Source organism: Bradyrhizobium sp. BR 10261, from assembly GCF_019455395.1.
Lineage (GTDB): Bacteria > Pseudomonadota > Alphaproteobacteria > Rhizobiales > Xanthobacteraceae > Bradyrhizobium > Bradyrhizobium manausense.
In genome coordinates this window covers 74,605-100,531 of sequence record NZ_JACOFQ010000010.1, presented here as the reverse complement: position 1 = coordinate 100,531, position 25,927 = coordinate 74,605, and the positions used below count along the sequence as shown (strand labels likewise).

At 64.2% G+C, this 25,927-nt stretch carries 23 protein-coding genes; 14 read left to right on the top strand and 9 right to left on the bottom strand.

Features of this window, described 5'->3' with window-relative positions; all coding sequences use genetic code 11:
- Nucleotides 1-110: 110 nt before the first annotated feature.
- The 4 genes from HYH07_RS13910 to flaF all read left to right on the top strand — a co-directional run bounded on the left by HYH07_RS13910 (nucleotide 111) and on the right by flaF (nucleotide 8,100).
- Nucleotides 111-2,384 (top strand): DUF1522 domain-containing protein, encoded by a 2,274-nt coding sequence (locus tag HYH07_RS13910; RefSeq protein ID WP_220003023.1) that lies wholly within the window; start codon nucleotides 111-113, stop codon nucleotides 2,382-2,384.
- Nucleotides 2,385-2,706: 322 nt separating this feature from the next.
- Nucleotides 2,707-4,980, top strand: a complete 2,274-nt coding sequence (locus HYH07_RS13905) for a DUF1522 domain-containing protein (protein ID WP_220003022.1) — start codon at nucleotides 2,707-2,709, stop codon at nucleotides 4,978-4,980.
- A gap of 217 nt (nucleotides 4,981-5,197) precedes the next feature.
- On the top strand, nucleotides 5,198-7,438 hold the full coding sequence (locus HYH07_RS13900; RefSeq protein ID WP_220003021.1) for a DUF1522 domain-containing protein: 2,241 nt from the start codon (nucleotides 5,198-5,200) through the stop codon (nucleotides 7,436-7,438).
- 293 nt (nucleotides 7,439-7,731) lie between these two features.
- On the top strand, nucleotides 7,732-8,100 hold the full coding sequence (gene flaF / locus HYH07_RS13895) for a flagellar biosynthesis regulator FlaF (protein WP_220003020.1): 369 nt from the start codon (nucleotides 7,732-7,734) through the stop codon (nucleotides 8,098-8,100).
- A 39-nt stretch (nucleotides 8,101-8,139) separates the two neighbouring features.
- Here the strand turns inward: flaF and HYH07_RS13890 are convergent, their stop codons facing one another.
- From HYH07_RS13890 to HYH07_RS13875, 4 genes are all read right to left on the bottom strand, one after another.
- Nucleotides 8,140-8,499, bottom strand: a complete 360-nt coding sequence (locus HYH07_RS13890) for a hypothetical protein (protein ID WP_057747395.1) — start codon at nucleotides 8,497-8,499, stop codon at nucleotides 8,140-8,142.
- A gap of 159 nt (nucleotides 8,500-8,658) precedes the next feature.
- Nucleotides 8,659-9,156, bottom strand: a complete 498-nt coding sequence (locus tag HYH07_RS13885) for a hypothetical protein (RefSeq protein ID WP_220003019.1) — start codon at nucleotides 9,154-9,156, stop codon at nucleotides 8,659-8,661.
- 11 nt (nucleotides 9,157-9,167) lie between these two features.
- On the bottom strand, nucleotides 9,168-9,554 hold the full coding sequence (gene flgJ, locus HYH07_RS13880) for a flagellar assembly peptidoglycan hydrolase FlgJ (RefSeq protein WP_057747393.1): 387 nt from the start codon (nucleotides 9,552-9,554) through the stop codon (nucleotides 9,168-9,170).
- A complete protein-coding gene (locus HYH07_RS13875) occupies nucleotides 9,554-10,678 on the bottom strand; it encodes a flagellar basal body P-ring protein FlgI (protein ID WP_220003018.1) in 1,125 nt (374 codons plus the stop codon). The genes flgJ and HYH07_RS13875 overlap by 1 nt, the downstream gene beginning before the upstream one ends.
- A 282-nt stretch (nucleotides 10,679-10,960) precedes the next feature.
- Between HYH07_RS13875 and HYH07_RS13870 the strand changes: the two genes are divergently transcribed.
- Nucleotides 10,961-11,374: a flagellar assembly protein FliX gene (locus HYH07_RS13870; RefSeq protein WP_220003017.1), complete on the top strand. Its 414-nt coding sequence runs from the start codon at nucleotides 10,961-10,963 to the stop codon at nucleotides 11,372-11,374.
- Nucleotides 11,375-11,536: 162 nt separating this feature from the next.
- Here the strand turns inward: HYH07_RS13870 and HYH07_RS13865 are convergent, their stop codons facing one another.
- Entirely contained in the window at nucleotides 11,537-11,908 is a 372-nt protein-coding gene (locus tag HYH07_RS13865) for a helix-turn-helix domain-containing protein (protein ID WP_220003016.1), read from the bottom strand.
- A 135-nt stretch (nucleotides 11,909-12,043) separates the two neighbouring features.
- On the opposite strand from HYH07_RS13865, the gene HYH07_RS13860 reads away from it, so the two are divergent.
- From HYH07_RS13860 to HYH07_RS13850, 3 genes are all read left to right on the top strand, one after another.
- Nucleotides 12,044-12,655, top strand: a complete 612-nt coding sequence (locus tag HYH07_RS13860) for an NAD(P)-dependent oxidoreductase (protein ID WP_220003015.1) — start codon at nucleotides 12,044-12,046, stop codon at nucleotides 12,653-12,655.
- 216 nt (nucleotides 12,656-12,871) lie between these two features.
- Nucleotides 12,872-13,237 carry an RNA polymerase-binding protein DksA gene (gene dksA, locus HYH07_RS13855; RefSeq protein ID WP_008554760.1) on the top strand — a complete coding sequence of 122 codons (366 nt, stop codon included), beginning with the start codon at nucleotides 12,872-12,874 and terminating at the stop codon, nucleotides 13,235-13,237.
- A gap of 536 nt (nucleotides 13,238-13,773) precedes the next feature.
- Nucleotides 13,774-14,553, top strand: a complete 780-nt coding sequence (locus tag HYH07_RS13850; protein WP_220003014.1) for a 2-keto-4-pentenoate hydratase — start codon at nucleotides 13,774-13,776, stop codon at nucleotides 14,551-14,553.
- Between the two features lie 294 nt (nucleotides 14,554-14,847).
- Here the strand turns inward: HYH07_RS13850 and flgH are convergent, their stop codons facing one another.
- From flgH to flgF, 4 genes are read right to left on the bottom strand one after another with little or no spacing between them, the layout of a single operon-like run.
- A complete protein-coding gene (flgH, locus tag HYH07_RS13845) occupies nucleotides 14,848-15,609 on the bottom strand; it encodes a flagellar basal body L-ring protein FlgH (RefSeq protein ID WP_220003013.1) in 762 nt (253 codons plus the stop codon).
- A 9-nt stretch (nucleotides 15,610-15,618) separates the two neighbouring features.
- The gene (gene flgA, locus HYH07_RS13840; protein WP_220003012.1) at nucleotides 15,619-16,752 is read right to left on the bottom strand and encodes a flagellar basal body P-ring formation chaperone FlgA; all 1,134 of its coding nucleotides are present in this window, start codon (nucleotides 16,750-16,752) and stop codon (nucleotides 15,619-15,621) included.
- Between the two features lie 10 nt (nucleotides 16,753-16,762).
- A complete protein-coding gene (gene flgG, locus HYH07_RS13835) occupies nucleotides 16,763-17,551 on the bottom strand; it encodes a flagellar basal-body rod protein FlgG (RefSeq protein ID WP_057747386.1) in 789 nt (262 codons plus the stop codon).
- Between the two features lie 16 nt (nucleotides 17,552-17,567).
- Nucleotides 17,568-18,329: a flagellar basal-body rod protein FlgF gene (gene flgF, locus HYH07_RS13830; RefSeq protein ID WP_220003011.1), complete on the bottom strand. Its 762-nt coding sequence runs from the start codon at nucleotides 18,327-18,329 to the stop codon at nucleotides 17,568-17,570.
- A 386-nt stretch (nucleotides 18,330-18,715) separates the two neighbouring features.
- Here flgF and fliL point away from each other — a divergent pair, with 386 nt between their 5' ends.
- The 6 genes from fliL (at nucleotide 18,716) to HYH07_RS13800 (ending at nucleotide 25,826) form a co-directional block, all read left to right on the top strand.
- The gene (gene fliL, locus HYH07_RS13825; RefSeq protein ID WP_220003010.1) at nucleotides 18,716-19,216 is read left to right on the top strand and encodes a flagellar basal body-associated protein FliL; all 501 of its coding nucleotides are present in this window, start codon (nucleotides 18,716-18,718) and stop codon (nucleotides 19,214-19,216) included.
- A 30-nt stretch (nucleotides 19,217-19,246) separates the two neighbouring features.
- Complete coding sequence (fliM, locus tag HYH07_RS13820) at nucleotides 19,247-20,449, top strand: flagellar motor switch protein FliM (protein WP_220003009.1); 1,203 nt, start codon at nucleotides 19,247-19,249, stop codon at nucleotides 20,447-20,449.
- Nucleotides 20,446-20,892 (top strand): DUF6468 domain-containing protein, encoded by a 447-nt coding sequence (locus HYH07_RS13815; RefSeq protein WP_220003008.1) that lies wholly within the window; start codon nucleotides 20,446-20,448, stop codon nucleotides 20,890-20,892. The genes fliM and HYH07_RS13815 overlap by 4 nt, the downstream gene beginning before the upstream one ends.
- Before the next feature lie 9 nt (nucleotides 20,893-20,901).
- Nucleotides 20,902-21,663 (top strand): MotE family protein, encoded by a 762-nt coding sequence (locus HYH07_RS13810; RefSeq protein ID WP_220003007.1) that lies wholly within the window; start codon nucleotides 20,902-20,904, stop codon nucleotides 21,661-21,663.
- Between the two features lie 102 nt (nucleotides 21,664-21,765).
- Nucleotides 21,766-25,512 (top strand): tetratricopeptide repeat protein, encoded by a 3,747-nt coding sequence (locus HYH07_RS13805; protein WP_220003006.1) that lies wholly within the window; start codon nucleotides 21,766-21,768, stop codon nucleotides 25,510-25,512.
- Between the two features lie 80 nt (nucleotides 25,513-25,592).
- Nucleotides 25,593-25,826, top strand: a complete 234-nt coding sequence (locus HYH07_RS13800) for a hypothetical protein (RefSeq protein ID WP_220003005.1) — start codon at nucleotides 25,593-25,595, stop codon at nucleotides 25,824-25,826.
- Nucleotides 25,827-25,927: the final 101 nt, after the last annotated feature.

Genomic DNA, 25,927 nt, shown 5'->3' with positions numbered 1-25,927 from the left:
GAAAACCCCGTTTTCATTTCACGGATTGTTAGAGGCTCGGAGGCACCGTCCGCCGGTCGTTTGATCAATGGCGGTCAAACAGGACGCGTAGCTACCAGAAAGGTAACAGTATGTCCGGTATCGTTCTCTCCGCATCGGTTCGCCAGAACCTGCTCTCCCTCCAGTCCACCGCTGATCTTCTCGCCACCACCCAGTCCCGTCTGTCGACCGGCAAGAAGGTGAACTCGGCGCTGGACAATCCCACCAACTTCTTCACGGCCCAGTCGCTCGACAACCGCGCCAGCGACATCAACAATTTGCTCGATGGCATCGCCAACGGCGTGCAGGTGCTGCAGGCCGCCAACACCGGCATCACCTCGCTGCAGAAGCTGCTGGACTCCGCCAAGTCGATCGCCAACCAGGCGCTGCAGACCACGGTCGGCTATTCGACCAAGTCGAACGTCTCGACCACGATCGCCGGAGCGACCTCGTCCGACCTGCGCGGCACCACGACCTACTCCAGCACCAGCGCACTGACCAACGTGCTGTTCTCCGGCGCTGCGGGCGGTGCAACGGCTGCGACCAGCGGCACCACGCTCGGTGGCACGGTGGCGACCTTCACGGCCGTCGCCGCCGTCAACGACACGTCGGCTGCTGCGATCACGACCGCCACCAAGCTGTTCGATGCGGCCAGCGGCTTGACCACCGGTGCCAACACCAAGTTCACTGACGGCACCAGCTTCACCGTCAACGGTCATACCATCACGATCTCGGCGACCGCCGTTCCCGCGGCTGCATCCGCGCCGGCTGGCTATGGCGTCACCGGCAACTTCGCCACGGACGGCAATGGCAACTCGATCATCTACACGGGCACGAGCGCGACCACTACGGCCGCGACCGTCGGTGACCTGCTGAACGCGATCGACGTCGCCAGCGGCGCCCAGAACGCGGTCGTCTCCGCCGGCGCTGCGACGCTCAGCACGCCGACCGGCAACACCGCGGCCTCCATCACCGCCGGCAAGATCTCCTTCGTGACCTCGACCGGCGGCGATCTCAACATCACCGGCAAGGCCGACATTCTGAAGGCTCTCGGTCTGACGACCGCGACCGGCTCGGGCAATGCTACGGTCTCGGCGACCCGCACCACCACCTCGGCCTCGCTCGGCTCGTTGATCTCCGACGGATCCACGCTGAACGTCGACGGCAAAACCATCACGTTCAAGAACGCGGTGGTGCCGGCGGCAGCCAACGTTCCGACCGGCTCCAGCATTGCCGGCACCGGCAGCAACGTCGTGACTGACGGCAGCGGCAATTCGACGGTGTATCTGCAGGCGGCGACGGTTGCCGACGTGCTGACCGCAGTCGATCTCGCCACCGGCGTGCAGTCGGTCAAGTCCGTCTCCTCGGGCACTGCGACTCTGCAGACCGCAACCGGTGCGACGAACTCCTCGATCGTTGCTGGTGCGCTGCACATCTCGACCGGTGCGAACTCGGATCTGTCGATCACGGGTACGGGAAATGCGTTGGCCTCGCTCGGTCTGACCGGCACGACCGGCACCGGCACCGCCTTCACAGCGAGCCGCGCCGCAGCTTCCGGCGGCGTCTCCGGCAAGACCTTGACCTTCACCTCCTTCAATGGCGGCACGGCGGTCAACGTCACCTTCGGCGATGGTACCGGCGGCACGGTCAAGACACTCGATCAGCTCAACACGCAGCTTCAGGCCAACAACCTGACTGCCACGATCGACGCCAACGGCCGGCTGACGATCTCGGCGACCAACGACTACGCATCGTCGACGATCGGTTCGGCTACCTCTGGCGGTACCATTGGCGGCACGCTTACCACGGCGCTGACCTTCTCGAATGCGACCGCGCCGGTTGCCGATCCTATTGCCCAGGCCACCCGTACCAACCTGGTCTCGCAGTACAACAACATCCTGACGCAGATCGACACGACCTCGCTGGACGCTTCGTTCAACGGTGTCAACCTGCTCAACGGTGACCAGCTCAAGCTGGTGTTCGACGAGACCGGCAAGTCGAACCTGAACATCACTGGCGTGACCTTCAACTCGAAGGGTCTGGGTCTCGCTGGTCTGGTGCAGGGCACCGACTTCATCGACAACTCGGCCACCAACAAGGTGCTGGCCAATCTGAACACGGCGTCGAGCACGCTGCGTTCGGAGGCTTCCACCCTGGGTTCGAACCTCTCGGTCGTGCAGGTGCGTCAGGACTTCAACAAGAACCTGATCAACGTGCTGCAGACCGGCTCGTCCAACCTGACGCTGGCCGACACCAACGAGGAAGCGGCCAACAGCCAGGCGCTGTCGACCCGCCAGTCGATCGCGGTCTCCGCGCTGTCGCTGGCCAACCAGTCGCAGCAGAGCGTGCTCCAGCTGCTCCGCTAATAGCTGACGACATCGCAAGCAAGTCATGGCGGCGGGGCTTCGGCCCCGCCGCTTTCTTTTTGCTGGAGCGATCGAGAGGTGGTCTGGCGTGACTGAAAAAGTAACCGTTGGTTATGGTTAACGGGGAGCAAACGCCGAAAAAGCTGAAGAGTTTCAGATCGATCGTCACCCATCTCGGCGCGCTCGCACCGCCTTATGGTGAACCGGCGCTTACGGTTCGCAAGCAGGTTTCACCCTTTGTTAGCCATGTCCCCTCAGGCTGTGCCCGTCACTCGATCCGAAGCGATCGAACGAAGACGCGTAAACCAGAAGGGTAAGAGTCATGTCCGGTATCGTTCTCTCTGCGTCGGTTCGCCAGAACCTGCTCTCTCTCCAGTCCACCGCCGATCTCCTCGCCACCACCCAGTCGCGTCTGTCGACCGGCAAGAAGGTGAACACGGCGCTGGATAATCCCACCAACTTCTTCACCGCACAGTCGCTCGACAACCGCGCCAGCGACATCAACAATTTGCTCGATGGCATTGCCAACGGCGTGCAGGTGCTGCAGGCCGCCAACACCGGCATCACCTCGCTGTCGAAGCTGCTCGACAGCGCCAAGTCGATCGCCAACCAGGCGCTGCAGACCACGGTCGGCTACTCGACCAAGTCGAACGTCTCGACCACGATCGCGGGCGCGACCTCGTCCGACCTGCGCGGCACCACGACCTATACCAGCACCAGCGCGCTGTCGAACGTGCTGTTCTCCGGCGCCGCCGGCGGTGCCACGGCTGCGACCAGCGGCACCACGCTCGGTGGCACGGTGGCGACCTTCACGGCCGTCGCCGCCGTCAACGACACGTCGGCTGCTGCGATCACGACCGCCACCAAGCTGTTCGATGCGGCCAGCGGCTTGACCACCGGTGCCAACACCAAGTTCACTGACGGCACCAGCTTCACCGTCAACGGTCATACCATCACGATCTCGGCGACCGCCGTTCCCGCGGCTGCATCCGCGCCGGCTGGCTATGGCGTCACCGGCAACATCGCCACGGACGGCAATGGCAACTCGATCATCTACACGGGCACGAGCTCGACCACTACGGCCGCAACCGTCGGTGACCTGCTGAATGCGATCGACCTCGCCAGCGGCGCCCAGAACGCGGTCGTCTCCGCCGGTGCTGCGACGCTCAGCACGCCGGCCGGCAACACCGCGGCCTCCATCACCGCCGGCAAGATCTCCTTCGTGACCTCGACCGGCGGCGATCTCAACATCACTGCCAGGGCCGACATCCTGAAGGCTCTCGGTCTGACGACCGCGACCGGCTCGGGCAATGCCACGGTCTCGGCGACTCGCACCACCACCTCGGCCTCGCTCGGCACGTTGATCTCCGACGGCTCCACGCTGAACGTCGACGGCAAAACCATCACCTTCAAGAACGCGGTGGTGCCGGCGGCAGCCAACGTTCCGACCGGCTCCAGCATTGCCGGCACCGGCAGCAACGTCGTGACTGACGGCAGCGGCAATTCGACGGTGTATCTGCAGGCGGCGACGGTTGCCGACGTGCTGACCGCAGTCGATCTCGCCACCGGCGTGCAGTCGGTCAAGTCCGTCTCCTCGGGCACTGCGACTCTGCAGACCGCAACCGGTGCGACGAACTCCTCGATCGTTGCTGGTGCGCTGCACATCTCGACCGGTGCGAACTCGGATCTGTCGATCACGGGTACGGGAAATGCGTTGGCCTCGCTCGGTCTGACCGGCACGACCGGCACCGGCACCGCCTTCACAGCGAGCCGCGCCGCAGCTTCCGGCGGCGTCTCCGGCAAGACCTTGACCTTCACCTCCTTCAATGGCGGCACGGCGGTCAACGTCACCTTCGGCGATGGCACCGGCGGCACGGTCAAGACACTGGACCAGTTGAATGCCAAGCTGCAGGCCAATAATTTGGCCGCCACGATCGACGCCAACGGCCTGCTCACGGTGTCCGTGATCAACGACTACGCCTCCTCGACGATCGGCTCGGTTGCGGCTGGTGGCACGATCGGCGGCACGATCACGTCGGCCTTGACCTGGACCAACGCGACGACGCCGACTGTCGATGCGGTCGCTCAGGCCACGCGTTCCAATCTCGTTGCGCAGTACAACAACATCATGTCGCAGATCGATACGACTTCGGTCGACTCGTCCTTCAACGGCGTCAACCTGCTCAACGGCGATCAGCTCAAGCTGGTGTTCGACGAGACCGGCAAGTCGAGCCTGAACATCACCGGCGTGACCTTCAACTCGAAGGGCCTCGGTCTCGCTGCGCTGCTGCAGGGCACCGACTTCATCGACAACGCCGCGACCAACCGCGTGCTCACCAGCCTGAATGCCGCCTCGAGCACGCTGCGTTCGGAAGCTTCTACCCTCGGTTCGAACCTCTCGGTCGTGCAGGTCCGTCAGGATTTCAACAAGAACCTGATCAACGTGCTGCAGACCGGCTCGTCCAACCTGACGCTGGCCGACACCAACGAGGAAGCGGCCAACAGCCAGGCGCTGTCGACCCGCCAGTCGATCGCGGTCTCCGCGCTCTCCCTGGCCAATACTTCGCAGCAGAGCGTGCTCCAGCTGCTCCGCTAATAAGTAGCTGATATCGCGGAATAAAATAGGGCGGCGGGGCTTCGGCCCCGCCGCCTTTCTTGTCGTTCTGGAGGGCCTGCGAGCCGTCAACCCCGCATTAACCCTATCCCTTAAGTCGCCGTTAACCATACTTTAAAGGACAGCCCCTAAGACTCCACCAAAGCACGTTCCAGATCGGCGAGCCCGATTCGTATCCGGTTCAAGAGGAAGACCGCCAATGTCCAACATCGTTCTCTCGGCGTCAGTTCGCCAGAACCTGTTGTCGCTGCAATCCACGGCCGATCTGCTCGCCACCACCCAGTCGCGTTTGTCGACCGGCAAGAAGGTCAACACCGCGCTCGATAACCCGACCAACTTCTTCACAGCGCAGGGGCTGGACAACCGGGCGAGCGACATCAGCAACCTGCTCGATGGCATCAACAACGGTGTGCAGGTGCTGCAGGCCGCGAATACCGGCATCACCTCGCTGCAGAAGCTCATCGACAGCGCCAAATCGATCGCCAACCAGGCGCTTCAGACCACGGTCGGCTACTCGACCAAGTCGAACATCTCGACCACGATTCCCGGGGCGACCCCCGCGGATCTTCGCGGCACCACCAGCTACACCTATGCCACCGCGACCGGCAATGTCGTCACCAACGGCACCGCCGGCGGTACCACCCCGATCACCGGTGCGACCACGCTCGGTGGCATCTCGCAATCCCTGACCGGTAATGCCGCTCCCGACGGTGCCGGCAATGCGGCAAGCCTTGCGACGACCCTCACCTTGCTCGGTACGCCGAGCGCCACCACCATCGCAACCAACGGCGCGCCGTCCGATGGCGATGTGTTGATCGTCGACGGCAAGACGATCACATTCAGGGCAGGGGCGGCACCGGCGGTGGCCAATGTTCCGGCCGGCTTCGGCAAGAACAACAACGTCGTCACCGATGGCAACGGCAATTCCACGGTTTACCTCGGAACGAACGCCGCTCCGGCCGCAACCGTCCAGGATGTGATGGACGCGATCGACCTTGCCAGCGGCGTGAAAACGGCGGCCATTACGGGCGGCACCGCGACGCTGTCGAACTCGTCAGGCACCAACGCCTCCATCGCCGGCGGTCAGCTCACCCTCACCACCGGTACCGGCGCCGACCTCAGCATCACCGGCAAGGCCGACTTCCTCAAGGCGCTCGGTCTGACCACCGCGACCGGCTCCGGCAATGTCAACGTGACGAAGGCGCGTCTCACCAACTCGACGACGCTGGGCACGCTGGTTCAGGACGGCTCCACGCTCAACGTCGACGGCAAGACCGTTACGTTCAAGAACGCGGCCGTCCCTGCTGCCGCTCCGACCGGGTCGACCAAGATCGGCAACCTCGTTACGGACAACAACGGCAACTCCGTCGTCTATCTCCAGGGCGCGACCGTTCAGGACTCGCTGAATGCGATCGACCTGGCCTCGGGTGCCGGCATCGTCAGCGCCGGCGCCGTGGCCGCCGCGAGCGGTTCATCCTTGTCCACCGTCGTCAACGGAGCTCTCAAACTCAGCACCGGCACCACGGCCGATCTGTCGATCACGGGAACGGGTAATGCGCTGTCCACGTTCGGGCTGACCGGCCCGACCGGCACCGGCACGGCCTTCACCGCGGGTCGCTCGCCCGGTCCAGGCAGCATCTCGGGCAAGACCCTGACCTTCACGTCCTTCAACGGCGGCAAGCCGGTGAACGTCACCTTTGGCGACGGCACAAATGGCACCGTGAAGACGCTCGATCAGCTCAACAACCAGCTCCAGGCCAACCACCTGACCGCGACGATCGACGCGAACGGCGTGCTCACGATCACCACCGTCAACGAATATGCGTCCTCGACACTCGGCTCCGTCACCGCTGGGGGCGTCGTCGGCGGCACGATCACCGGCACGGTTGCCTTCACCACCGCGCAGCCGCCGGTGCAGGACCCCGTCGCGCAGACCGCGCGCTCCAACCTGGTCAACCAGTTCAACAACATCCTGGCGCAGATCGACACCACCTCGCAGGACTCCTCGTTCAACGGCGTCAACCTGCTCAATGGCGATACGCTCAAGCTCGTGTTCAACGAGACCGGCAGCTCCACACTCAGCATCAACGGTGTGGTGTTCAACGCGGCGGGTCTCGGCCTCAGCAATCTCGTCAACGGCGTCGACTTCATCGACAATGGCGCGACCAACAAGGTGCTCGCCAGCCTGAACGCCGCCTCCAGCACGCTGCGCTCGGAAGGCTCCGCGCTCGGCTCCAATCTCTCGATCGTGCAGGTGCGCCAGGACTTCTCCAAGAACCTGATCAACGTGCTGCAGACCGGCTCGTCCAACCTCACGCTCGCCGACACCAACGAGGAAGCGGCCAACAGCCAGGCGCTGTCGACCCGCCAGTCGATCGCGGTCTCCGCGCTGTCGCTGGCCAACCAGTCGCAGCAGAGCGTGCTGCAGCTGCTCCGCTAGTTCGAAAGCGCGAACACAAAGTTTGAGACGGCGCGGCGGGGCTAATGCTCCGCCGTTGTTTTGAGGGAGTCCGCTAACACGGGATTAGCTGCGATCGATGCGCATGGTGAGTGCAAGTTTACAGCTTGCATGTTGCGCATCTATCATCGCGCTCATGAAGCACTCTGCGACCCGTAATAATCCGGAGTCCTTCCAAGCGCACATGTAAGCAAATCTTAAGCGCTGCTGCATAGGGTTGGGAAAGAAATCCTTAAGTCCGTTCAAAGGGCTAGGAAGCTTCCAAGGTGTGATTGATGTCGAATTCCGCTGCCTCGGCCTACGCGCGTGTCGCAACGACCACCGCATCTCCTCGCGACATCGAAGCGCAGACTCTGCTGAAGGCTGCCAACAAGCTCCAGGATGCGGTCAACGCCGCTGATCCGTTCAGCGAGCAGACCACGCAGGCGCTGCTGTTCAATCGCAAGCTCTGGACCATCTTCCTCAGCGAGGCGATGCGCGACAACAATCCGCAGCCGCTCGAAGTCAGGCAGAAGATCGCCAATATCAGCGTGTTCGTTTTGAGCCAGACCGCTGCGCTGCAGATGAGCCCGCAGTTCGATCACTTCCGCCCGCTGATCGAGATCAACCGCAACATCGCCGCCGGTCTGTCCGGCCGGCCGTGACGGAGCGAGCCCGGCCACGCTCGACAAATGAGCGGCCGGTTAAGCGCTGAGGTCCGTGTTGAGCGGACGCGTGGGCTCCGACTTCAAATCCAGTGCGTGGAAATAGGCTCGCCGGCGCAGGATCGCCTCGTCGGGAAATTGAGTGACCACTGCCTCGGTCTTTTCGTTGACGACCTGGAAGACCATGGATGCAGCGGCCTGGTCGAACACGACCTGACGCGAGATGTTCGCATTGCTCTGCAGATCATTGCTCGCGGGCGCGCTCGTATCGCTCGCGGCGACCGTCTGGCTCAGCGGCAGATCGGTTTGCACGGCATCGTTCGCCGCCGAATTCGACGTCGTTACGAACTGCACGGGGGCCGGGATCCCCACCGGCCGGATGCTGAAATCTGTACTCATGGCAGCCTCCTGGTTGCCTTGCGTGAGTCAAATCCCAACCCCTCTCAATGCGCAACCATGGAACACCAGGATTGAAGACCCGGTTAGCAAACGTGCCTAACCGCGCGATGCTTTTGCCGCGCGGTTTTTCGTAAAATTTGAAGCAGTTTTGGTGTGTGGCTAGAGCGTGCGACTAACCGCGAGCGGGGTGATGTGACGGGGCCCCGGCGCGGCGCGGCGGCCTGCTGCGGTATAGGTGTTCGGAACATTGCGCTTCTGGATCTCGGCGTTGACGCCGCGCACGACGCTTTCCGAGACCGCATGCGCGGTCGCGAGCACGGTGAGGTTGACCTGGAGCATGGCGCGGAAGGCGTCGTGGTGCCGGTGCAGTGTCGACAGCAGCTCGGGCGCCGATTTTGCAAGCTTGTCCTGGTTCGCCTTCAACTGGCCGACGGCGGCGACATAGCGCTTCGACAGCTCCTGCTTCTTGCCTTCCATCGTCATCGCCTCGCGGACCTTGCCGGCGCGGACCAGTTCGGTCTCGCGCTCGATCAGGCCGAGCAGGGCGTTCATCGCATCCATCAGATCTTCGGCGAGCTTGCGCGCCTCGGCACTGCCGGGCGTGTTGTGCGGGCGCTGCGCTGGCATCGGCTGACGTGACGCGTTGAAATGGTTCATCTCGTTTGACCTTATGCCGTACGAAGAGTGGTTTTGGCCTGCTGCATGATCAGGGTACGGTAGACGTCGCGCGCGACGCCGACGCCGCCGGCGCTGGCAAAGTTCTTGGAATATTGCTCGGTCAGCATCGAGCGCCATACGCCGGTGCCGGGCGTGTCGCCGAACGGACCTTCGCCCTTCAGGCCCGAAGTCATCTGCGCGAACATGCTGTTGAGGAACATGCCTTCGAAATCGGTGGCGGTCTTCTGCGCCTTGGCCTGCTGCTGCGGCGAGACCTTCTGGAGCGCTGCGGCGAGCTCGAAGTCGGGCCGGCCGTTGCGGCTTTCCACCGCGAAGGCGGGGTTCGAGGAAACAGCAGCGGTGGCGAGACGCGCGGTGTTGATCGTGCCAGTCTGCATCACATCACCTCGATGTCGGCTTCGATCGCGCCGGCGGCCTTGATCGCCTGCAGGATGCTGATGAGGTCGCGCGGGCCGATGCCGAGGCCGTTGAGGCCGTCGACGAGCTGTTGCAGCGAGACACCGTCCTTGACGACGGCGAACTTCTTGCCGTCCTCGGTGACGCCGACGCTGGAGCGCGGCGTCACCACGGTCCGCCCCCGCGACAGCGGGTTGGGCTGGCTCACTTGCGGGCTCTCGGAGATCGTCACCGTGAGATTGCCCTGCGCGACCGCGACGGTGGCGACGCGGACGTCGCGGCCCATCACGATGATGCCGGAGCGCTCGTCGATGATGATCTTGGCGGCAAGATCGGGATCGACCTGGAGCTGCTCGATCTCGGTCAGGAAGGCGACGACGTTGCCCTTGAACTCGGGTGGGATCGTCAGCTGCACCGTCGAGGGATCGATCGGCTCGGCACTCTTGACGCCGAGATAGTCGTTGATCGCGGCGGCAATGCGCTTGGCCGTGGTGAAGTCGGCGTTGCGCAGCGCGAGCCGGACATTCGGCAGGCGATTGAGCGCGAACTCGATCTCGCGCTCGATGATGGCCCCGTTGGCGATGCGCCCGACGGTCGGGACACCGCGCACGATTTTCGCCGCTTCGCCCTCGGCCTGGAAGCCGGAGATCGCGAGCGAGCCCTGCGCGACCGCATAGACATTGCCGTCGGCACCTAACAGGGGGGTGACGAGCAGGGTGCCGCCGCGCAGATCCTTGGCATCGCCAAGGGCGGAGACGGTGACGTCCATGCGCGTGCCCTGCGTGGCGAAAGCCGGCAGGTTGCCGGTCACCATCACGGCGGCGACGTTGCCGGTCCGGATCGTGGCGCCGCGGATGTTGACGCCCATGCGTTCCAGCATCGCTTGCAGCGACTGCTTGGTGAAGGGAATGTTGTTGAGGGTGTCGCCGGTGCCGTTGAGGCCGACCACGAGGCCGTAGCCGATGAGTTGGTTCTGCCGCACGCCTTCGATATTGGCGAGATCCTTGATGCGCGAGGTTGCGTTTGCGGGCGCGGCCGATAGCGCCAGCGCTGACAGCGCGGCAAAGGCCACCCCAAAAATCCTCACCCAACGAACGCCTGGCATCCTGTGCTCCCCAAGGCTTTCCGAAAAGCCTCCTCACGTCTCGGACCACCTGCGACACTCCCATGACGAGCTGGTCCGACGCTGTCCTTGCGAGCGTTGTGCCAACCAGGTGAAGAGGGATTAGATGTTTGAATAGGTTGAGTAAATTTGTTTGCTCCGATGTCAGCGGCTGTTGCCGCTAAGGAGCGAAAGTGCCGTGTGTCGGCAGATTTTGCCGGGCCGTTTACGCCTCGTTAACCATAATGCGGCGAATGTGGCGTATCGATCACCCGGATTGCTTCGATGCGCATCTACGGACCGAATGGCACCACGCTTGGGACGCCGGCCAGCCAGGCCAGGCGGACGAGCTCCGGCACCTTCGTGTTGCCGGACACCTCATCGGCGCAGGAGACGCGGAGCGCGGCTGCGCCGAAGGCCACCGCCAACATCGACGGGCTGCTCGCGCTGCAAGGTATCGAGGAAGATCCGATCGAGCGCCGCAAGCGTTCGGTCGCCCGCGGCAAGACCGCCCTGGACGTACTCGACGATCTCAAGATGGGATTGTTGTCGGGCAATCTCGACAAGTCGACCGTGATGCGGTTGCGTGATGCGGCGGCGAATTTGAAATCGTCCTCGGGCGATGCTGGCCTTGATTCCGTGCTGGCCGAGATCGAGCTGCGGGTCGAGGTCGAGCTGGCCAAAGCCGGGCAGGGCTAGTCAGGCATCGCGCGCTGTCATCGCCCGCAAAGGGGGGGCGATCCAGTATCCCAGAGACAGCAATAATTGAGCCGCGAAGCCGCGGCGTACTGGATGCCCCGGTCAAGCCGGGGCATGACAGCCGCGTTTGGAGGGCGCTCTGTGCGTCGCGTTGGCATACGCCTACGCTGCTTCCTCCTTCTGCTGCGCGTCGTAGCGGCGCTGGGCGGCGAGCACGTCTTTCAGATTCTCCTCGGCCCAATCGCGCAGCGGATCGACCGCGGCGGCGAGCGTCACGCCGAGCTGCGTGATCGAATATTCGACCGTGACCGGCACGGTCGCGATGGCTCGGCGCTTGAGCAGGCCATCGCGTTCCAGCGACTTGAGAACCTGGCTCAGCATCTTCTGCGAAATCCCTTCAATCGTGCGGCGCAACTGATTGAAGCGCATCGGCTCGTCGCGCAGCAGCAACAGGATCAGCACGGCCCATTTGTCGCCGACACGATCGAGGACTTGGCGTGTTGGGCACTCGGCGGCATAGACATTGGGTTTCATCTCGGTTTCTCGCGCTTGGCTCTATTGTTCCGGTTACTCCTGCGTAATCAGGTAAGCACAAAGTGCGCTCTTAACACTAGCATTCTTTGCGATATCTAGTCACTGATAGTTACTTAAGGAGCAAAGGAGCCTTTCATGAAAATCGCAGTTGCCGGCGCCTCGGGCCGGGCCGGGTCGGAGATCACCAAGGAACTGTCTCGCCGGGGCCACACGGTTACCGCCATCGCCCGGAACCCCGAAAAAATTGCGGCGCTGCCGAACGTCACCCCGACCAAGGGAGACGTGCTCGACCAGCTCGGCCTGACGAAACTCTGGAGTGGGCACGACGTTGCGGTGAGTTCCGTGCACTTCCTGGCGAGCGACCCGCACAAGCTGATTGGCGCGGCCAAGGCGTCCGGCGTCGGACGCTATCTGGTTGTCGGCGGCGCCGGCAGCCTCGAGGTCGCGCCCGGCGTCAAACTGGTCACAACTCCGGGCTTTCCGGCTCAATACAAGGCCGAGGCAGAGGCGGGGTCCGCGTTCCTCGACCTGTTGCGGCAGGAAGAGAAGCTGAACTGGACCTTCATCTCGCCTTCGGCGCTGTTCGTCGAGGAGGCGCGGACGGGCAAGTTCCGGCTCGGCACCGACCAGCTTCTCGCAGATGCGAACGGCAAGAGCTGGATCAGCTTCGCCGACTACGCCATCGCGCTCGCCGACGAGATCGAGAAGCCGGCCCATCAGAGGCAGCGTTTTACGGTCGGGTACTAGGCTTTTGGCCGCCCCCGGGCTTCTGCTGGATAAACCTTCCTGTGCAAGGGCTTGGGGGCGGTAACCGCGCCATTAAGGAAATATTGTCTGTCACAAGTGGTAGCTATATAAGCCCCGGCTCAACGGACCCCGTTCCGTTCTTGAGTCGTTGCTTAAGAAGATAGGCCGCCCTTGGAAAAGTTGAAAAACTACCGACCGACCGAAAAAGAGCCTTTCATGAACGACCGGCAGAAGGAGTACTTCCGTTTGAAGCTCCTCGCCTGGAAGGATGAGATCCTCAAAGAGTCCAAGCTCACCCTGCAAGCCCTGCAGGAGGAGAACGTGAACCACCCCGATCTTGCCGATCGGGCATCGTCCGAAACCGACCGCGCCATCGAACTCCGCGCCCGCGACCGCCAGCGCAAGTTGATCGCCAAGATCGACGCCGCGCTCCAGCGTATCGAGGACAACACCTACGGCTATTGCGAGGATACCGGCGAGCCGATCTCGTTGAAACGGCTTGAAGCCCGGCCCATCGCGACGCTCTCGGTGGAAGCGCAGGAGCGCCACGAGAAACGCGAGAAGGTCTATCGCGACGAATAGAGTCCGAGCCGCAGCGATGCGGCTCTTTGTTTTTGGGACGCAAGGCGCCGTTTGGCGCCGTCATCAGCGTTTTGCCTGTCGCTTGCCCCCAAGCGCCTCGAGGTATGGGCGCGATCGCGAAAAGTGAATCGCGATCAATGACCTAGAGTCCACTCTTGCAAGCTCACGTGAGTTCACATGAGAAACAGCCTTCACTTCAGGTGCGGGAGGTTTTGCGAGTCGCATCAACGGGATCGGCCCGGATGCTGTGAAGCTGAGCCAGCAGCATCAATTTTCGCTGCAATCAGGCTTCCTGCGACGCGGCAAGGCGCGCATCCCCATAAAGCCTGGCGCAGCTCAAAATTTCCTTAAACGCCGGCAGCAGCGGCGGATCCGGTTTCGTCGGCACCCGACGAGGCGATCCTCGCCACTGCCGAAAGCTGATCCGGCTCGGCCTCGCAAGGCTTGAGGCCGCACCCCCGGCCGCGCTTGTCAGGCCCGGGCGGGGATGCTCCACTGCCGCCCTTGATTTGCGTAGCGTGGGAGAGGCGGCGCCGATGGACAAGATACTCGAAGCCGCAAAGGCGATCGCGCTGGCGCGCCGGAACCATGCGCCACTGGCGGTGCTGGAACATCCGCCTGGTGACGAGGCCGAGGGCTATCAGGTCCAGCGCGCGCTGCATGATCTGCTGCTGCCGCATGCAGGTCCGCTGGTCGGCTACAAGATCGGCTGTACCAGCCAGGTGATGCAGGACTACATCGGCATCCCGCACCCCTGCGGCGGCGGCGTGTTCCAGAAGGGCATGCACGACAGCGGCGTCAAGCTCGCGGCTTCCGACTATGTCCGCGTCGGCGTCGAATGCGAGATCGCCGTGCGGCTGAAGCGGAACCTTGCCGCCGGCGAGGCGCCGTTCACGGCGGAATGGGTCGGCGAGGCCGTCGAGGCCTACCATCCCGCCATCGAGATCGTCGACGACCGCTATGTGAAGTGGGAGACGATGGGCGCGCCGACGCTGATTGCCGACGATTTCTTCGCCGCCGGCTGCGTGCTGGGCCCCTCCGTCCCCCGCTCGTCGGTGCCGGACCTGAAAGCGGTCAAGGGTCGCGCCATCGTCAACGACGAGGAAGTCAGCCACGGCACCGGCGCCGACGTGCTCGGCCATCCCCACAACGCACTCGCCTGGCTCGCCAACCACCTCGCCGCGGAAGGCAAGGGGCTGCATGCGGGACAACTCGTGCTGACGGGGAGCCTGGTGAAGACGCTGTGGCTGAAAGCCGGCGACAAGGTGCGGATGGAGCTGGATGGGCTCGGAATGGTGGAGGCGCAGTTTACTTAGGAAGTGGCGGCCAGTCCCGGCCGTCATTCCCCGCGAAAGCGGGGAATCCAGTACGCCGCGCTGTCCCGATCCAGAAACGAAGGCCTCGAAGTACTGGATCATTCGCCTTCGCGGACGATGACAGCAGAGGGCTTGGCTTGCGCTACTGCTCATCACAATCGCTGACGACAGACAGGGCAAAGCGCCTTCGCCAAAAATACATGCGGCCCTCGCCAGGGGAGCTAGCGAGGGCCGCGTAGTACATCGTCGTTCGCGCCTAGGTTCGCGAGCACGATGTGGGAGCTCGGGAGAAGGCTAGAAGGGCAGCAGCACGTCCATGACTTGCTGGCCGTAGCGCGGCTGCTGCACGTCCATGATCTGGCCACGGCCGCCATAGGCGATGCGGGCCTGCGCGATCTTGGTGGAATCGATGGTGTTGTCGCTCTGGATGTCTTCGGGGCGGACGATGCCGGCAACGATGAGTTCGCGGATCTCGTAGTTGACGCGGATCTCCTGCTTGCCCTCGACCACCAGGTTGCCGTTCGGCAGCACCTGCGTCACGACGGCAGCGACGTTGGTCTGCAAGGCCTCCTTGCGGTCGACGCTACCCTTGCCCTCGCTGGACGCAGTGGAGTCGGCGGTGAGAATGCGGCCGGGCAGGATCTTGTTGGCCTGCGTGATCGTCTTGGCGCCGATGAAATCGGTGATGCCCGAATCTTCCCTGTTGGAGCGGCTGCGCTGCGTATCGTTCTCGATATTGGCCTTGTCGGTGATGTTCACGGTCACGGTCAGGAGGTCGCCGACCTGATGGGCGCGCTGGTCCTTGAAGAAGGCGCGGCTGCCGTTGCGCCACAGCGAGTTCGGATTGTAGGAGGCGACTTCCGGCTTGGGCATCGGCATCTGCACCGGCTTGTAGCCGGGCTGCGTCGTCGGATTGTCGATCGCCGACAGCTTCGGTTGCTCGCCGATCTGGGACAGGCGGTCGATCGAGGAGCAGCCGCCCAGCGCGCTCGCTGTCAGCAACAGTGCGGAGATCGCGATGGCACGAAGACGGGAAGCCGAACTGAAAACGGACATGACGAACTCTTACTTTGCTTGTGCTTGCGAGGCGCGAGCTTGCGGGATCTGGGCTTCTGCGATCTGGCCCGGCGAATTCGGCGTCTGGACCAGGTTGCGGAGGAGGGCTGCGGTGTCGACGGGGGCGGGCGCGTCGTCCCGCTTGAGGGAGGAGGTCTGCTCGACCGCAGGTTCCATCGGCGCGGACTGGCTGGCGCCCTGCACGGTCACTTGGCCCCGGCCGGTGACGACACCGGTCAGCGTGCGCTTGGTCTGCAGATTGAGGACGCTCACCGTGTCGCCCTCGGCACCGCCCTCGATCGCCTTGCCGCGGGTGGTGAGGTAGATCCCCGGGACCTGGTAGATGACGGTGACGCTCTGGTCGCGCGACACGAATTCGGGCTTGGCGATGTCGGCGACGCGGATCGGCGTGCCGGCGCGCATCGGCCGGCGCAGCTGCATGCCGATGGCGCGGTCGCGCCGCGCGGGCTCCCCCGTCACTTCGGCCTTTGGCCGTCGCTCCAGCGCGACGTCGGAGGATTTCAGCATCTCGGTGCGATCGACGTCGCGGGTCAGGACAGCGACCTCGATGGTCTCGATCGCGGTGCCGGTCAGGCGCAGCTTGGTCGGCGCCGCGTTGCTGTCGTTGTTGATCTCGAACGAGATGTCGAAGCGGCCGCCGCGTGCATCGTAGCGGGTCGCAACCGGCTGCAGCGTGCCAGTGTTGGAGGCTTCCAGCCTGATGTCGGAGATGCCACGGTCGAAGGTGACGGTGATGTTGGCGGCATCGCCCAGGCCGAAGCGATGGTCGAGCGCGGAAGCGACCGCGTTTTCGAGGTCCTTGTTGGCCAGCGTGCGGGCAAGCCGCGTCACCTGGACTTCCTTGATGTCGCCGGTCATCACGCCGATCACCTGCTTGGCGCGGAGCACGCTCAGGACCTGGGCGACCGGCAGCGCGCCGGTGGTGCCGAGATCGGGCGAGCGGTAGACCGGAACCTGCGCCGCCGAACCGGCATTGTCGATGAGGTCGCCGACCCGCACCACGTCCGAGCTGACCGTGACGCTGGCGCGCAGCGTCGGCACGGCGATGCCGTCGTCGGCGGCCTGCGCCGGCACGGCCAGCACGAGCAGGGCGGAGATTGTGACAAGTGCGGTGCGGATCATGGTCATCACCTCAGCGGAACAGCGCCGTGGTCGATTGCATCATCTGGTCGGCGGCGCTGATCACCTTGGCATTCATCTCATAGGCGCGCTGCGCGGCGATTAGGTCGCTCATCTCCGAGACGACGTCGACATTGGCCTGCTCAAGGCTGCCCTGGGTGATCTTGCCGTAGCCTTCCGAATTCGCGATACCGTCCTGCGGCGTGCCTGACGACGTCGTCTCAATGAACTGGTTGCTGCCGACCGGCTGCAAGCCCGCCTTGTTGATGAAACGGGTCACGCCGATCTGGCCGAGAACGGTGTTGGTCGACGAGCCCGGCAGCGTCACGGTCACCTGGCCCTGCTCGTTGACGGTGATGCCCGAGGCGTTGTTCGGAATCGTGATGGTCGGCTGCACCGGGTTGCCGCCGGCGGTGACGACGCGGCCCTGATTGTCCATCTGGAACGTGCCGTCGCGGGTGTACTGGAAGGTGCCGTCCGGCATCAGGATCTTGAAGAAGCCTTCGCCCGAGATGGCGAGATCGAGGTCGTTGCCGGTCTGCGACAGCGTACCTTGCGTCATGCTGCGCGGCGTGCCGACGGTCTTGACGCCGCCACCGATGTCGACGCCGACGGGCAGGATGGTGCCCTGGTCCGAGGCCTGGGCGCCGACGCGGCGGACGTGCTCGTAGATCAGGTCCTCGAACGCCGCGGTCTGTTTCTTGAAGCCGGTGGTGCGCAAATTGGCGATGTTGTTGGAGATCACCTGAACGTTCAGTTCCTGTGCCGCCATTCCGGTCGCTGCGGTGTGAAGCGCCTGCATGTCAGTTCTCTCCTAATCAGGCCGGAACGTCGGCGAGCTTTTCGATCGCCGATTTGTGGAGGTCGCTCTGCTGCTGGAGCAGGTTGGCGATGGCGGTGTAGCTGCGCATCACCTCGACCATGCGGCTCATCTCGCCGACCGAATTCACGTTCGACTTCTCGATGTAGCCCTGCTGCAGGGTGGACTTGGCGTCGGGCTGCTGGGTCGCAGAGCCTGTGTCATAGAGATTGGCGCCGAGCTTGGTCAGCTTGGCCGGATCGTCGAACGTCACCATGCGGATCTTGCCGCGGATCGTGTCGGTCTTGGCCGTGCCCTCGAGCACCGTCACGGTGCCGTCGGGGGCGACGTTGATGTCGTGGTCGGTCGGCTGGAACACGATCGGGCCGGCGGTGCCGAGCACGAGGTTGCCGTCCGAGGTCATCAGTTGGCCGGTGCTGCTGAGCGCGAACTTGCCGTCGCGGGTGTAGCGCTCGGCGCCGTTGGCCTGCACGGCGAAGAAGGCGTTGCCGCTGATCGCCATGTCGAGCGGGTTGTTGGTCGCCTCCATCGGCCCCTGGCCGACGTCGCGATAAGTGCCGCGGTCCTGCACGTAGGAGACCCGGCGGTCGGAGCCGATGAAATTGTCCTCATGCGCGTTCGAGCGGAGATACTCTTCGAACAGCGAATGGTCGGCCTTGAAGCCGTTGGTGTTGACGTTGGCGACGTTGTTGGCGATGACATCCATCTGCCGCTCCAACGTCATTTGCCGTGACAATCCGATCAGAAGCGCATTCTGCATCGGTCGATCTCCCCTTGCGTGAGACCTGCCATCTCGCTCTCCCAAGCGCACTGGCCGATCCCGTGAACGAGGCCGTCAGGTTCTCCCAAACCATCCGGTCTCGCCCCTCTCTCAGCGAAAGCCGTGCCAAGTCGGAAAGATGTGCGATTACAGTCGCTTGATTATTTTTCGGCCGACAAAGCAGGGGGCAGAAAGGTTCTGTTAGCCATGTTTGCCCGGCAGATTTTTCCTAGCGGAGGCCCGATTGAAAGGTTCCGTTAACCATTATTACCGTAGCGTTTGCGTGTGAGAGGAGCGCTTTGCGCTGGGGCATTTGTATCGCGTCACTGTCTGCCAGGAGGCTTCGCCCTTTCGACCCTTTATGAGATGAGCGGGCCCGGACGATCATGGCAGAGAATGAAGCGGAAGGCGGTGCAGCCGCCGAAGGCGCGGAAGCCGCTGCCCCCAAGAGCAAGTTCAAGCTGATCCTGATCATCGTCGGCGTGCTGGTCGTGCTCGGCGGCGGTGCCGCCACCTGGTTCCTGTTCTTCCGTCATGGCGACGACGAGCACCATGCCGAGGTCGTGCCGCCGCCCAAGCCGCCGGCCTTCGTCGAAGTGCCCGACATGATGGTCAACCTCGCCGGCGCGCCCGGCGAGCGTGTGCAATATCTCAAGCTCAAGATCGTGCTCGAGCTGAAGGAAGAGAAGCAGATCGAGGCGATCAAGCCGTCGATGCCGCGGGTCACCGACATCTTCCAGACCTATGTGCGCGAGCTCCGCTCCTCCGACCTCAATGGCTCCGCCGGCATCTTCCGCCTCAAGGAAGAGCTGACCAAGCGCGTCAACGCCGCGGTCGCGCCGATCCAGGTCAGCGCGGTGCTGTTCAAGGAAGTCGTGCTCCAGTGAGGATGCAGCGGAAGGGTACAGGCTAGCGTCATGGCCGGCAACGAGCAGATGGACCAGGATGCGATTGCCGCCCAATGGGAGGCGTCGCTCGATTCCGAGGATCCCGCAGAGGCCGCGAAGGCCGCTGCCGAAAACGAACTTTCGGAGACCATGGCCCTGCAATGGGCGGCCATGGTCGAGGACGGCAGCCGCGATCTCGGCAACGGCAAAAACTCCGGCGAGCGGGTGCTGTCGCAGGAGGAGATCGACAATCTCCTCGGCTTCACCGTCGGCGACGTCACGCTCGACGATCACAGCGGCATTCGCGCGATCATCGATTCGGCGATGGTCTCCTACGAGCGTTTGCCGATGCTCGAAATCGTCTTCGACCGCTTGGTGCGGCTGTTGACGACCTCCTTGCGCAATTTCACCTCCGACAACGTCGAAGTCTCGCTCGACCGCATCACCTCGGTGCGCTTTGGCGATTACATGAACTCGATCCCGCTGCCTGCCGTGCTCTCGGTGTTCAAGGCCGAGGAGTGGGAGAACTTCGGCATGGCGACGGTGGATTCCAGCCTGATCTACTCGATGATCGACGTGCTGCTCGGCGGCCGCCGCGGCTCGAGCCAGCTGCGCATCGAGGGCCGGCCCTACACCACGATCGAGACCGAGCTGGTCAAGCGCCTGGTCGAGGTGGTGCTGACCGATGCCGAGCAGGCGTTCCGCCCGCTGTCGCCGGTGACCTTCACGATCGACCGGCTCGAGACCAATCCGCGCTTCGCCGCCATCAGCCGTCCCGCCAACGCCGCGATCCTGGTGCGCCTGCGCATCGACATGGAAGACCGCGGCGGCAACATCGAGCTCTTGCTTCCCTACGCGACCATCGAACCGATCCGGCCCGTTCTGCTCCAGATGTTCATGGGCGAAAAGTTCGGCCGTGATCCGATCTGGGAAGGCCATTTCGCCACCGAGATCGCCCAGGCCGAGATTTCCGTTGATGCCGTGCTCTACGAGGCCGACATTCCGCTCAAGCAGCTGATGCGGCTCAAGGTCGGCGACACGCTGCCGCTGGACATGCGCGCGGATGCCAACGTCACCGTGCGCTGCGGCGACGTCACCATCACCGAAGGACGCATGGGCCGGGTCGGCGAGCGCGTCGCGATCCGCGTGACGAAACCCCTGCGCAAGCCAAGTACGACACTTGCGATGTTCGAGAAGGTGGACGAACAGAATAAGCTGATGGAGGCCCCATGAACCACTCCCTAGGAATGGCGATCGAGACGCTGGTGGCCATCCTGCTGATGCTCACGATCGGCTACTGCATCCTGCTCAACAAGCGGCTGACGCGGTTGAAGGCGGACGAGCATTCGCTGAAGGCCGTGATCGCAGAGCTGATCACCGCGACCGAGATCGCCGAACGCGCGATCGGCGGGCTCAAGCTCGCCGTGCGCGACGTCAACGAGAATCTCGGCAGCCAGCTTGCGGCCGCGACGCAAATGTCCGATCAGCTCTACAAGCAGCTCGGCGAAGCCGACAATGTGGTGCGCCGCCTCTCCAAGATCGCGATCGCGGCGCGCCCCGTGACCAATCCGGAAGCCGCCGCTGCCCCCGTGGCCAAGCCGTCGCCCGCGAAAGCGGTGGCCGCCGCCGCCGAAGCCTTCTCGGAACGACGCAGGTCCAACGGTATCGCCGCATAAAGTCAGGGTATGAAGTCCTTTCGTAACATCCGCGTCATTCCGGTCGTGCTGGTTGCCGTCGCAGGTCTCGCCACGCTGAAAGTGGCGGGGCTCGTGATCAATGGCGGCTACGTGTTCGACTACCAGCCGAACACGTTGAAGAAGTCCTGGGCGCAGCAGAATTTGAACTTCCCGACCGGGCGAGAGGACCCTGACATCACCGGCTCCACGCATGGCGAGCCGAAGGAAACGCCGAAGCCGGCCGCACCCGAGAGCAAGCCCGAGGGCACTTCGGTCAAGATGGACGAAGCCCAGCCGCAGGTCTCGGCCTCGGAGCGGGCGATCCTGGAACGGCTGCAATCGCGCCGCCAGGAGATCGAGGCCCGCCAGCGCGAGATCGACATCCGCGAGAGCCTGTTGAAGTCGGCCGAAAAGCGCATCGAAGGCAAGGTCGAGGAAATGAAGGCCGTGGAGTCCCGCATCAGCGCGACCCAGGCCGAGCAGAAGGCCGCCGAGGCCCAGCGCCTGAAGGGCCTTGTGACCATGTATGAAGGCATGAAGCCGAAAGACGCCGCGCGGGTGTTCGACCGGCTTGAGATGAGCGTGCTGATCGAGATCGCCTCGGCGATCGCCCCCCGCAAGATGTCCGACATCCTGGGACTGATGTCGTCGGAAGCCGCCGAGCGGCTGACGGTCGAGATGGCGCGCCGTGCCAATGGGGGTGGGGATCAGGCTGCTTCCGCCGGGGATCTCCCCAAGATCGACGGCAAGCCGACGCAAAAGCCGAATTGAGGGCTCATACTTAAGAAGTCCTTAATTGGCAAAACCTACATTCGAAGGCATGGGCCGGCCATAGCGCCGGCGTGGACCGTCGAACCGGAAGAAATGCCGCCAATGGCGCGAGAGGCTGCCGCTGGATTTGTGTCGCGAGCCCGCGCCCTGGCGCTGGCGCTGTCGCGCCATGTCCGGAAAGCGGTCTTGCTCGGCGCCTGCGCGCTGGTCATTCTTAATTCTTTTGCCCGCGCCGCCGACCCGATCCGGGGCGAGGCGACTCTCTCGGCCGGCGGCGGCTTCGCCCGCCTCGTCATCAAGCTCGGCGAGGATGTTCCCTCCGAGGTGACGACCGCCGGCTCCATTCTCGTCATCCGCTTCGACCGCCCGGTCGACGTTCCCGTCGATCGCGTGCCGGAGGGCGCGCCCGACTATATCAACTCCGCGCGTCGCGACCCTGATGGCAGCGCCATCAGGCTGTCGCTGGCGCGGCGCGTCACCGTCAACACCATGAATGCGGGCGAGCGCACCTTCATCGACCTGCTGCCGGAGGGATGGAAGGGCCCGCCACCGAGCCTGCCGATGGATGTGGTGAAGGAGCTCGCCGAGCGCGCCCGTGTTGCCGAGCGCGCACTGCGCGCCCAGCGCGCCGCAGCCGAAAGCAAGAAGCGTCCGCCGATCCGCGTGCGCGCCTCGGTCCAGCCGACCTTCGTGCGCTTCGTGTTCGAGATGCCCGACGGCGTCGGCGTTTCCTCCGTGCTCAATGAGCAGAAGCTCACGCTCGTCTTCAATGCCAATCTCAACTTCGATCTCGCCGATGCCGTCGTCGCCGCGCCGCCGAACGTCGCTTCGATCAAGCAGAAGGCTGACATCGATACGACCAGCGTCGAGATCGCGCTGATCGGCGATTCCGACGTGCACTCCTTCCGTGACGACAAGAACTATGTCGTCGACATCGCCTTCCAGCCCGACAAGGGCAAGACCGCGGCGACGCCGGAGGCCGCGATCGCAAAGGCTGAGGCCGGCGGTCACGGACCGGCGCCGGCGGCTGAAAAGGCTGCGGCCGCCAAGCCGAAGGAGGCTCATAGCGAGATCAAGCCGCCGACCTCGGAGGCGATCGCGCGCGAAGCCAAGATCGAGGTGAAGCCCGAAACGCCCGCCGCGATGCCGGCAGCCGAAGCGCCGAAACCTGCTGCTGCCGTCAACTCGACCGAAGCTCCGCATGTCACGGATGCGCCCAAGCCCGCGCCGCCCGCAATGGAAGCCGCTGCACCTGCCAAGCCAATGGCTGCCGAAGCGCCTAAAGAGGTCGCGAAGGAATCCGCGAAGGAGCCGGTCAAGGAACAGACCAAGGAGACGGTCAAGGAAGCAGCAAAGGACGCGCCCAAACCGGCTCCGGTCGAGGCGCAAGCCGGCCCGCCGTCCCCTGTTGCCAGCGTCGATGCGCGGCGCGACAGCGACGGCTTGCGCGTGACGTTCCCGCTTTCCGTTGCAACGCCGGCGGCAGCGTTCCGCCGCGGCGACACGGTGTGGCTGGTGTTCGACTCGCCAAAGCCCATCGATGTCGAAGCGATCCGCGCCCGGGGTGGTGCGATGATCGGCGAGGTCAGCCGCATGCCGCTCGAGAAGGGACAGGCGGTGCGAATCCGTCTCACCCGTCCGCTGGTCTATTCGCTGACCAGCGAGGAGATCGGCAAGGAGACCAACTGGCTGCTGACGCTCGCCGACAAGATCCAGGCACCGCCGTTGCCGCTGATGATGTCTCGCAACATCACCGATCCCGCACTCGCCAACATCGCCATCCCCTTTGCCAATCCGGGCCAGCTGCACAAGCTTACCGACCCTGACGCCGGTGACATGCTCTACGTCGTCACCGCGCAGCGGCCGGTCCGCGGCTTCATCAAGCGACAGGATCTCGTCGATCTCTCGCTGCTGGAATCCGCGCACGGTATCGCGATCCGGCCGAATTCTGACGATGTCGGCGTCGAGGTCGGACAGGACAAGGTCATTCTCGGCAAGAAGGGCGGCCTGACGCTGTCGCCGGTCGACGTCTCTGCGGAGCGCGCACCGACTGCGGTGCGGCCGGTCTTCAGTCCCGAGAGCTGGCGCAAGGGCCAGTCGGAAGATTTCTGGACGCGCCAGAGCGATCTGATCACGGCGATCTCGGCCGTCGAGCCGGCGCAGCGCTCGCTGCCGCGGCTCGATCTCGCCCAGTTCTACATGTCGCGCGCGATGTATTACGAAGCCAAGTCCGTGACCGAGGTGATGCTTTCAGATCCACTCAACAAGGAGGAGAGCAGCGCGCTGATCATCCATGCGATCGCGAGCATCCTGATCGGGCGTACGACCCAGGGCCTGAAGGATCTCGCCAACCCCGTGATCGGCAACAGCCACGATTCCCAGCTCTGGAAGGCGCTCGCTTATGCGCGCCAGGGCAAATGGGCGGACGCCCGCGAAAAATTCAAGAACGTCGAGTTCGCCATCGCCTCGCTGCCGCTGGACATCCAGCGCATCGTGACGATGGATGCGATGCGCGCCTCGCTCGAGGTCAAGGACTATGCCGGCGCGTCCAAGCGCCGCGGCGAGATCGAAGTGGTCGGCGTGCCGCCGGAGGCGGCGCCGGGCTTTGCGGTGCTGCGCGGCCGGCTCGCCGAAGCGCTCGGGCACGACAAGGACGCACTCGACGACTATAAATTCGCGGTTGCCTCGGCCGACCGGCAGGCCGCCGCCGAAGCCAAGCAGCTCGAGGTCGCGTTGCGCCAGAAGCGCGACGAGATCGGCAAGGAAGAGGCACTGAAGGAGCTCGAGACGCTGTCGATGACCTGGCGCGGCGACTCGATCGAGGTCAAGACGCTGCAGATGCTATCGCAGCTCTATTCCGAAAACGGGCGCTACCGCGACGCGCTCACCGCGGCGCGCACCGCGACGAAGATGCAGCCGAACTCGGAAGCCTCGCGCCAGGCGCAGGATCTGGCGTCGGATCTGTTTACGCAGATCTTCCTGGGGCCCAAAGGCGATGAACTGCCGCCGGTCGAGGCGCTCGGGATGTTCTACGAGTTTCGCGAGCTGACGCCCATCGGCCGCCGCGGCGACGAACTGATCCGCCGTCTTGCCGATCGTCTCGCTTCGATCGACCTGCTCGACCAGGCCGCCGAACTCTTGCAATACCAGGTCGACCACCGCCTCGAAGGTGCAGCGCGCGCGCAGGTCGCCGCGCGCCTTGCCATGATCTACCTCGCCAACCGCAAGCCGGACATGGCGATCACGGCGCTGCGCGCCAGCCGCATCAGCGACCTCTCCGGTGAGCTGCGGCAGCAGCGCCTGCTGCTCGAGGCGCGGGCGCAGAGCGACGTCGGCCGCCATGACCTCGCGCTCGACATCGTTTCCAACGTAGCGGGGCGTGAAGTGCTGCGGCTGCGGTCGGATATCTTCTGGGCGGCGCGGCGCTGGCGCGAGTCCGCCGAGCAGATCGAGCTCTATTACGGCGATCGCTTCCGCGACTTCAAGCCGCTCAACGCAGTCGAGAAGAGCGACATCATCCGCGCCGCCGTCGGCTATGCGCTCGCCGACGATTCGATCGGGCTGTCGCGTTTTCGCGAGAAATACGCGCCCTTGATGAGCGAGAGCGCCGACCGGATTGCCTTCGACATCGCCAGCAAGCCGGCCGCCGCCTCCAGCGCCGAATTCGCCGAGATCGCAAAACTCGCCGCAAGCGTCGACACGCTCGACGGTTTCCTCCGCGAGATGAAGCAGCGCTTCCCCGACGCCACCGCCCGCGCCCCGGCCTCGCCGCAGGCCAAGGACGGGACCGAGCACACCGGCTCGCTGCCGACGATCCCCGTCGTGCGGCAGATCAAGATGACGCGGTAGAAATTCTGCTGCTTCTGGCCTCTCGACAGGTGCCGGCCGAGGCGGCAACCTGCCCACCTTCATGCCGGGAGAGCGACGATATGAGCAAGCCTGCCAAGACCGAAGCCGAACTCATCGCCATGGCGCGGGCCGAATTGAAGGTCCATGCCGACGGCCCTGACAGCCTCGTCATCTCTGTTGTCCGCGACGGCGACAGCTGGGAGTTCCGCGGCGACGCCGACCAGGCCACACGTGACAAGCCCGGCTTCCCGGAGAGTGTCGCCATGCTGGTGCAGATCGGCGATCACCTCAGCAAGCAGTATGACGTGAAGTAGGAGCGTCACTCCGCGCGACGCGCGGCCCGAGGCGTCGCCACACACTCGTCATTGCGAGCCAACGGGTCCGCGCAAAGCGCGGCCCGATGACAGGCTCCGCG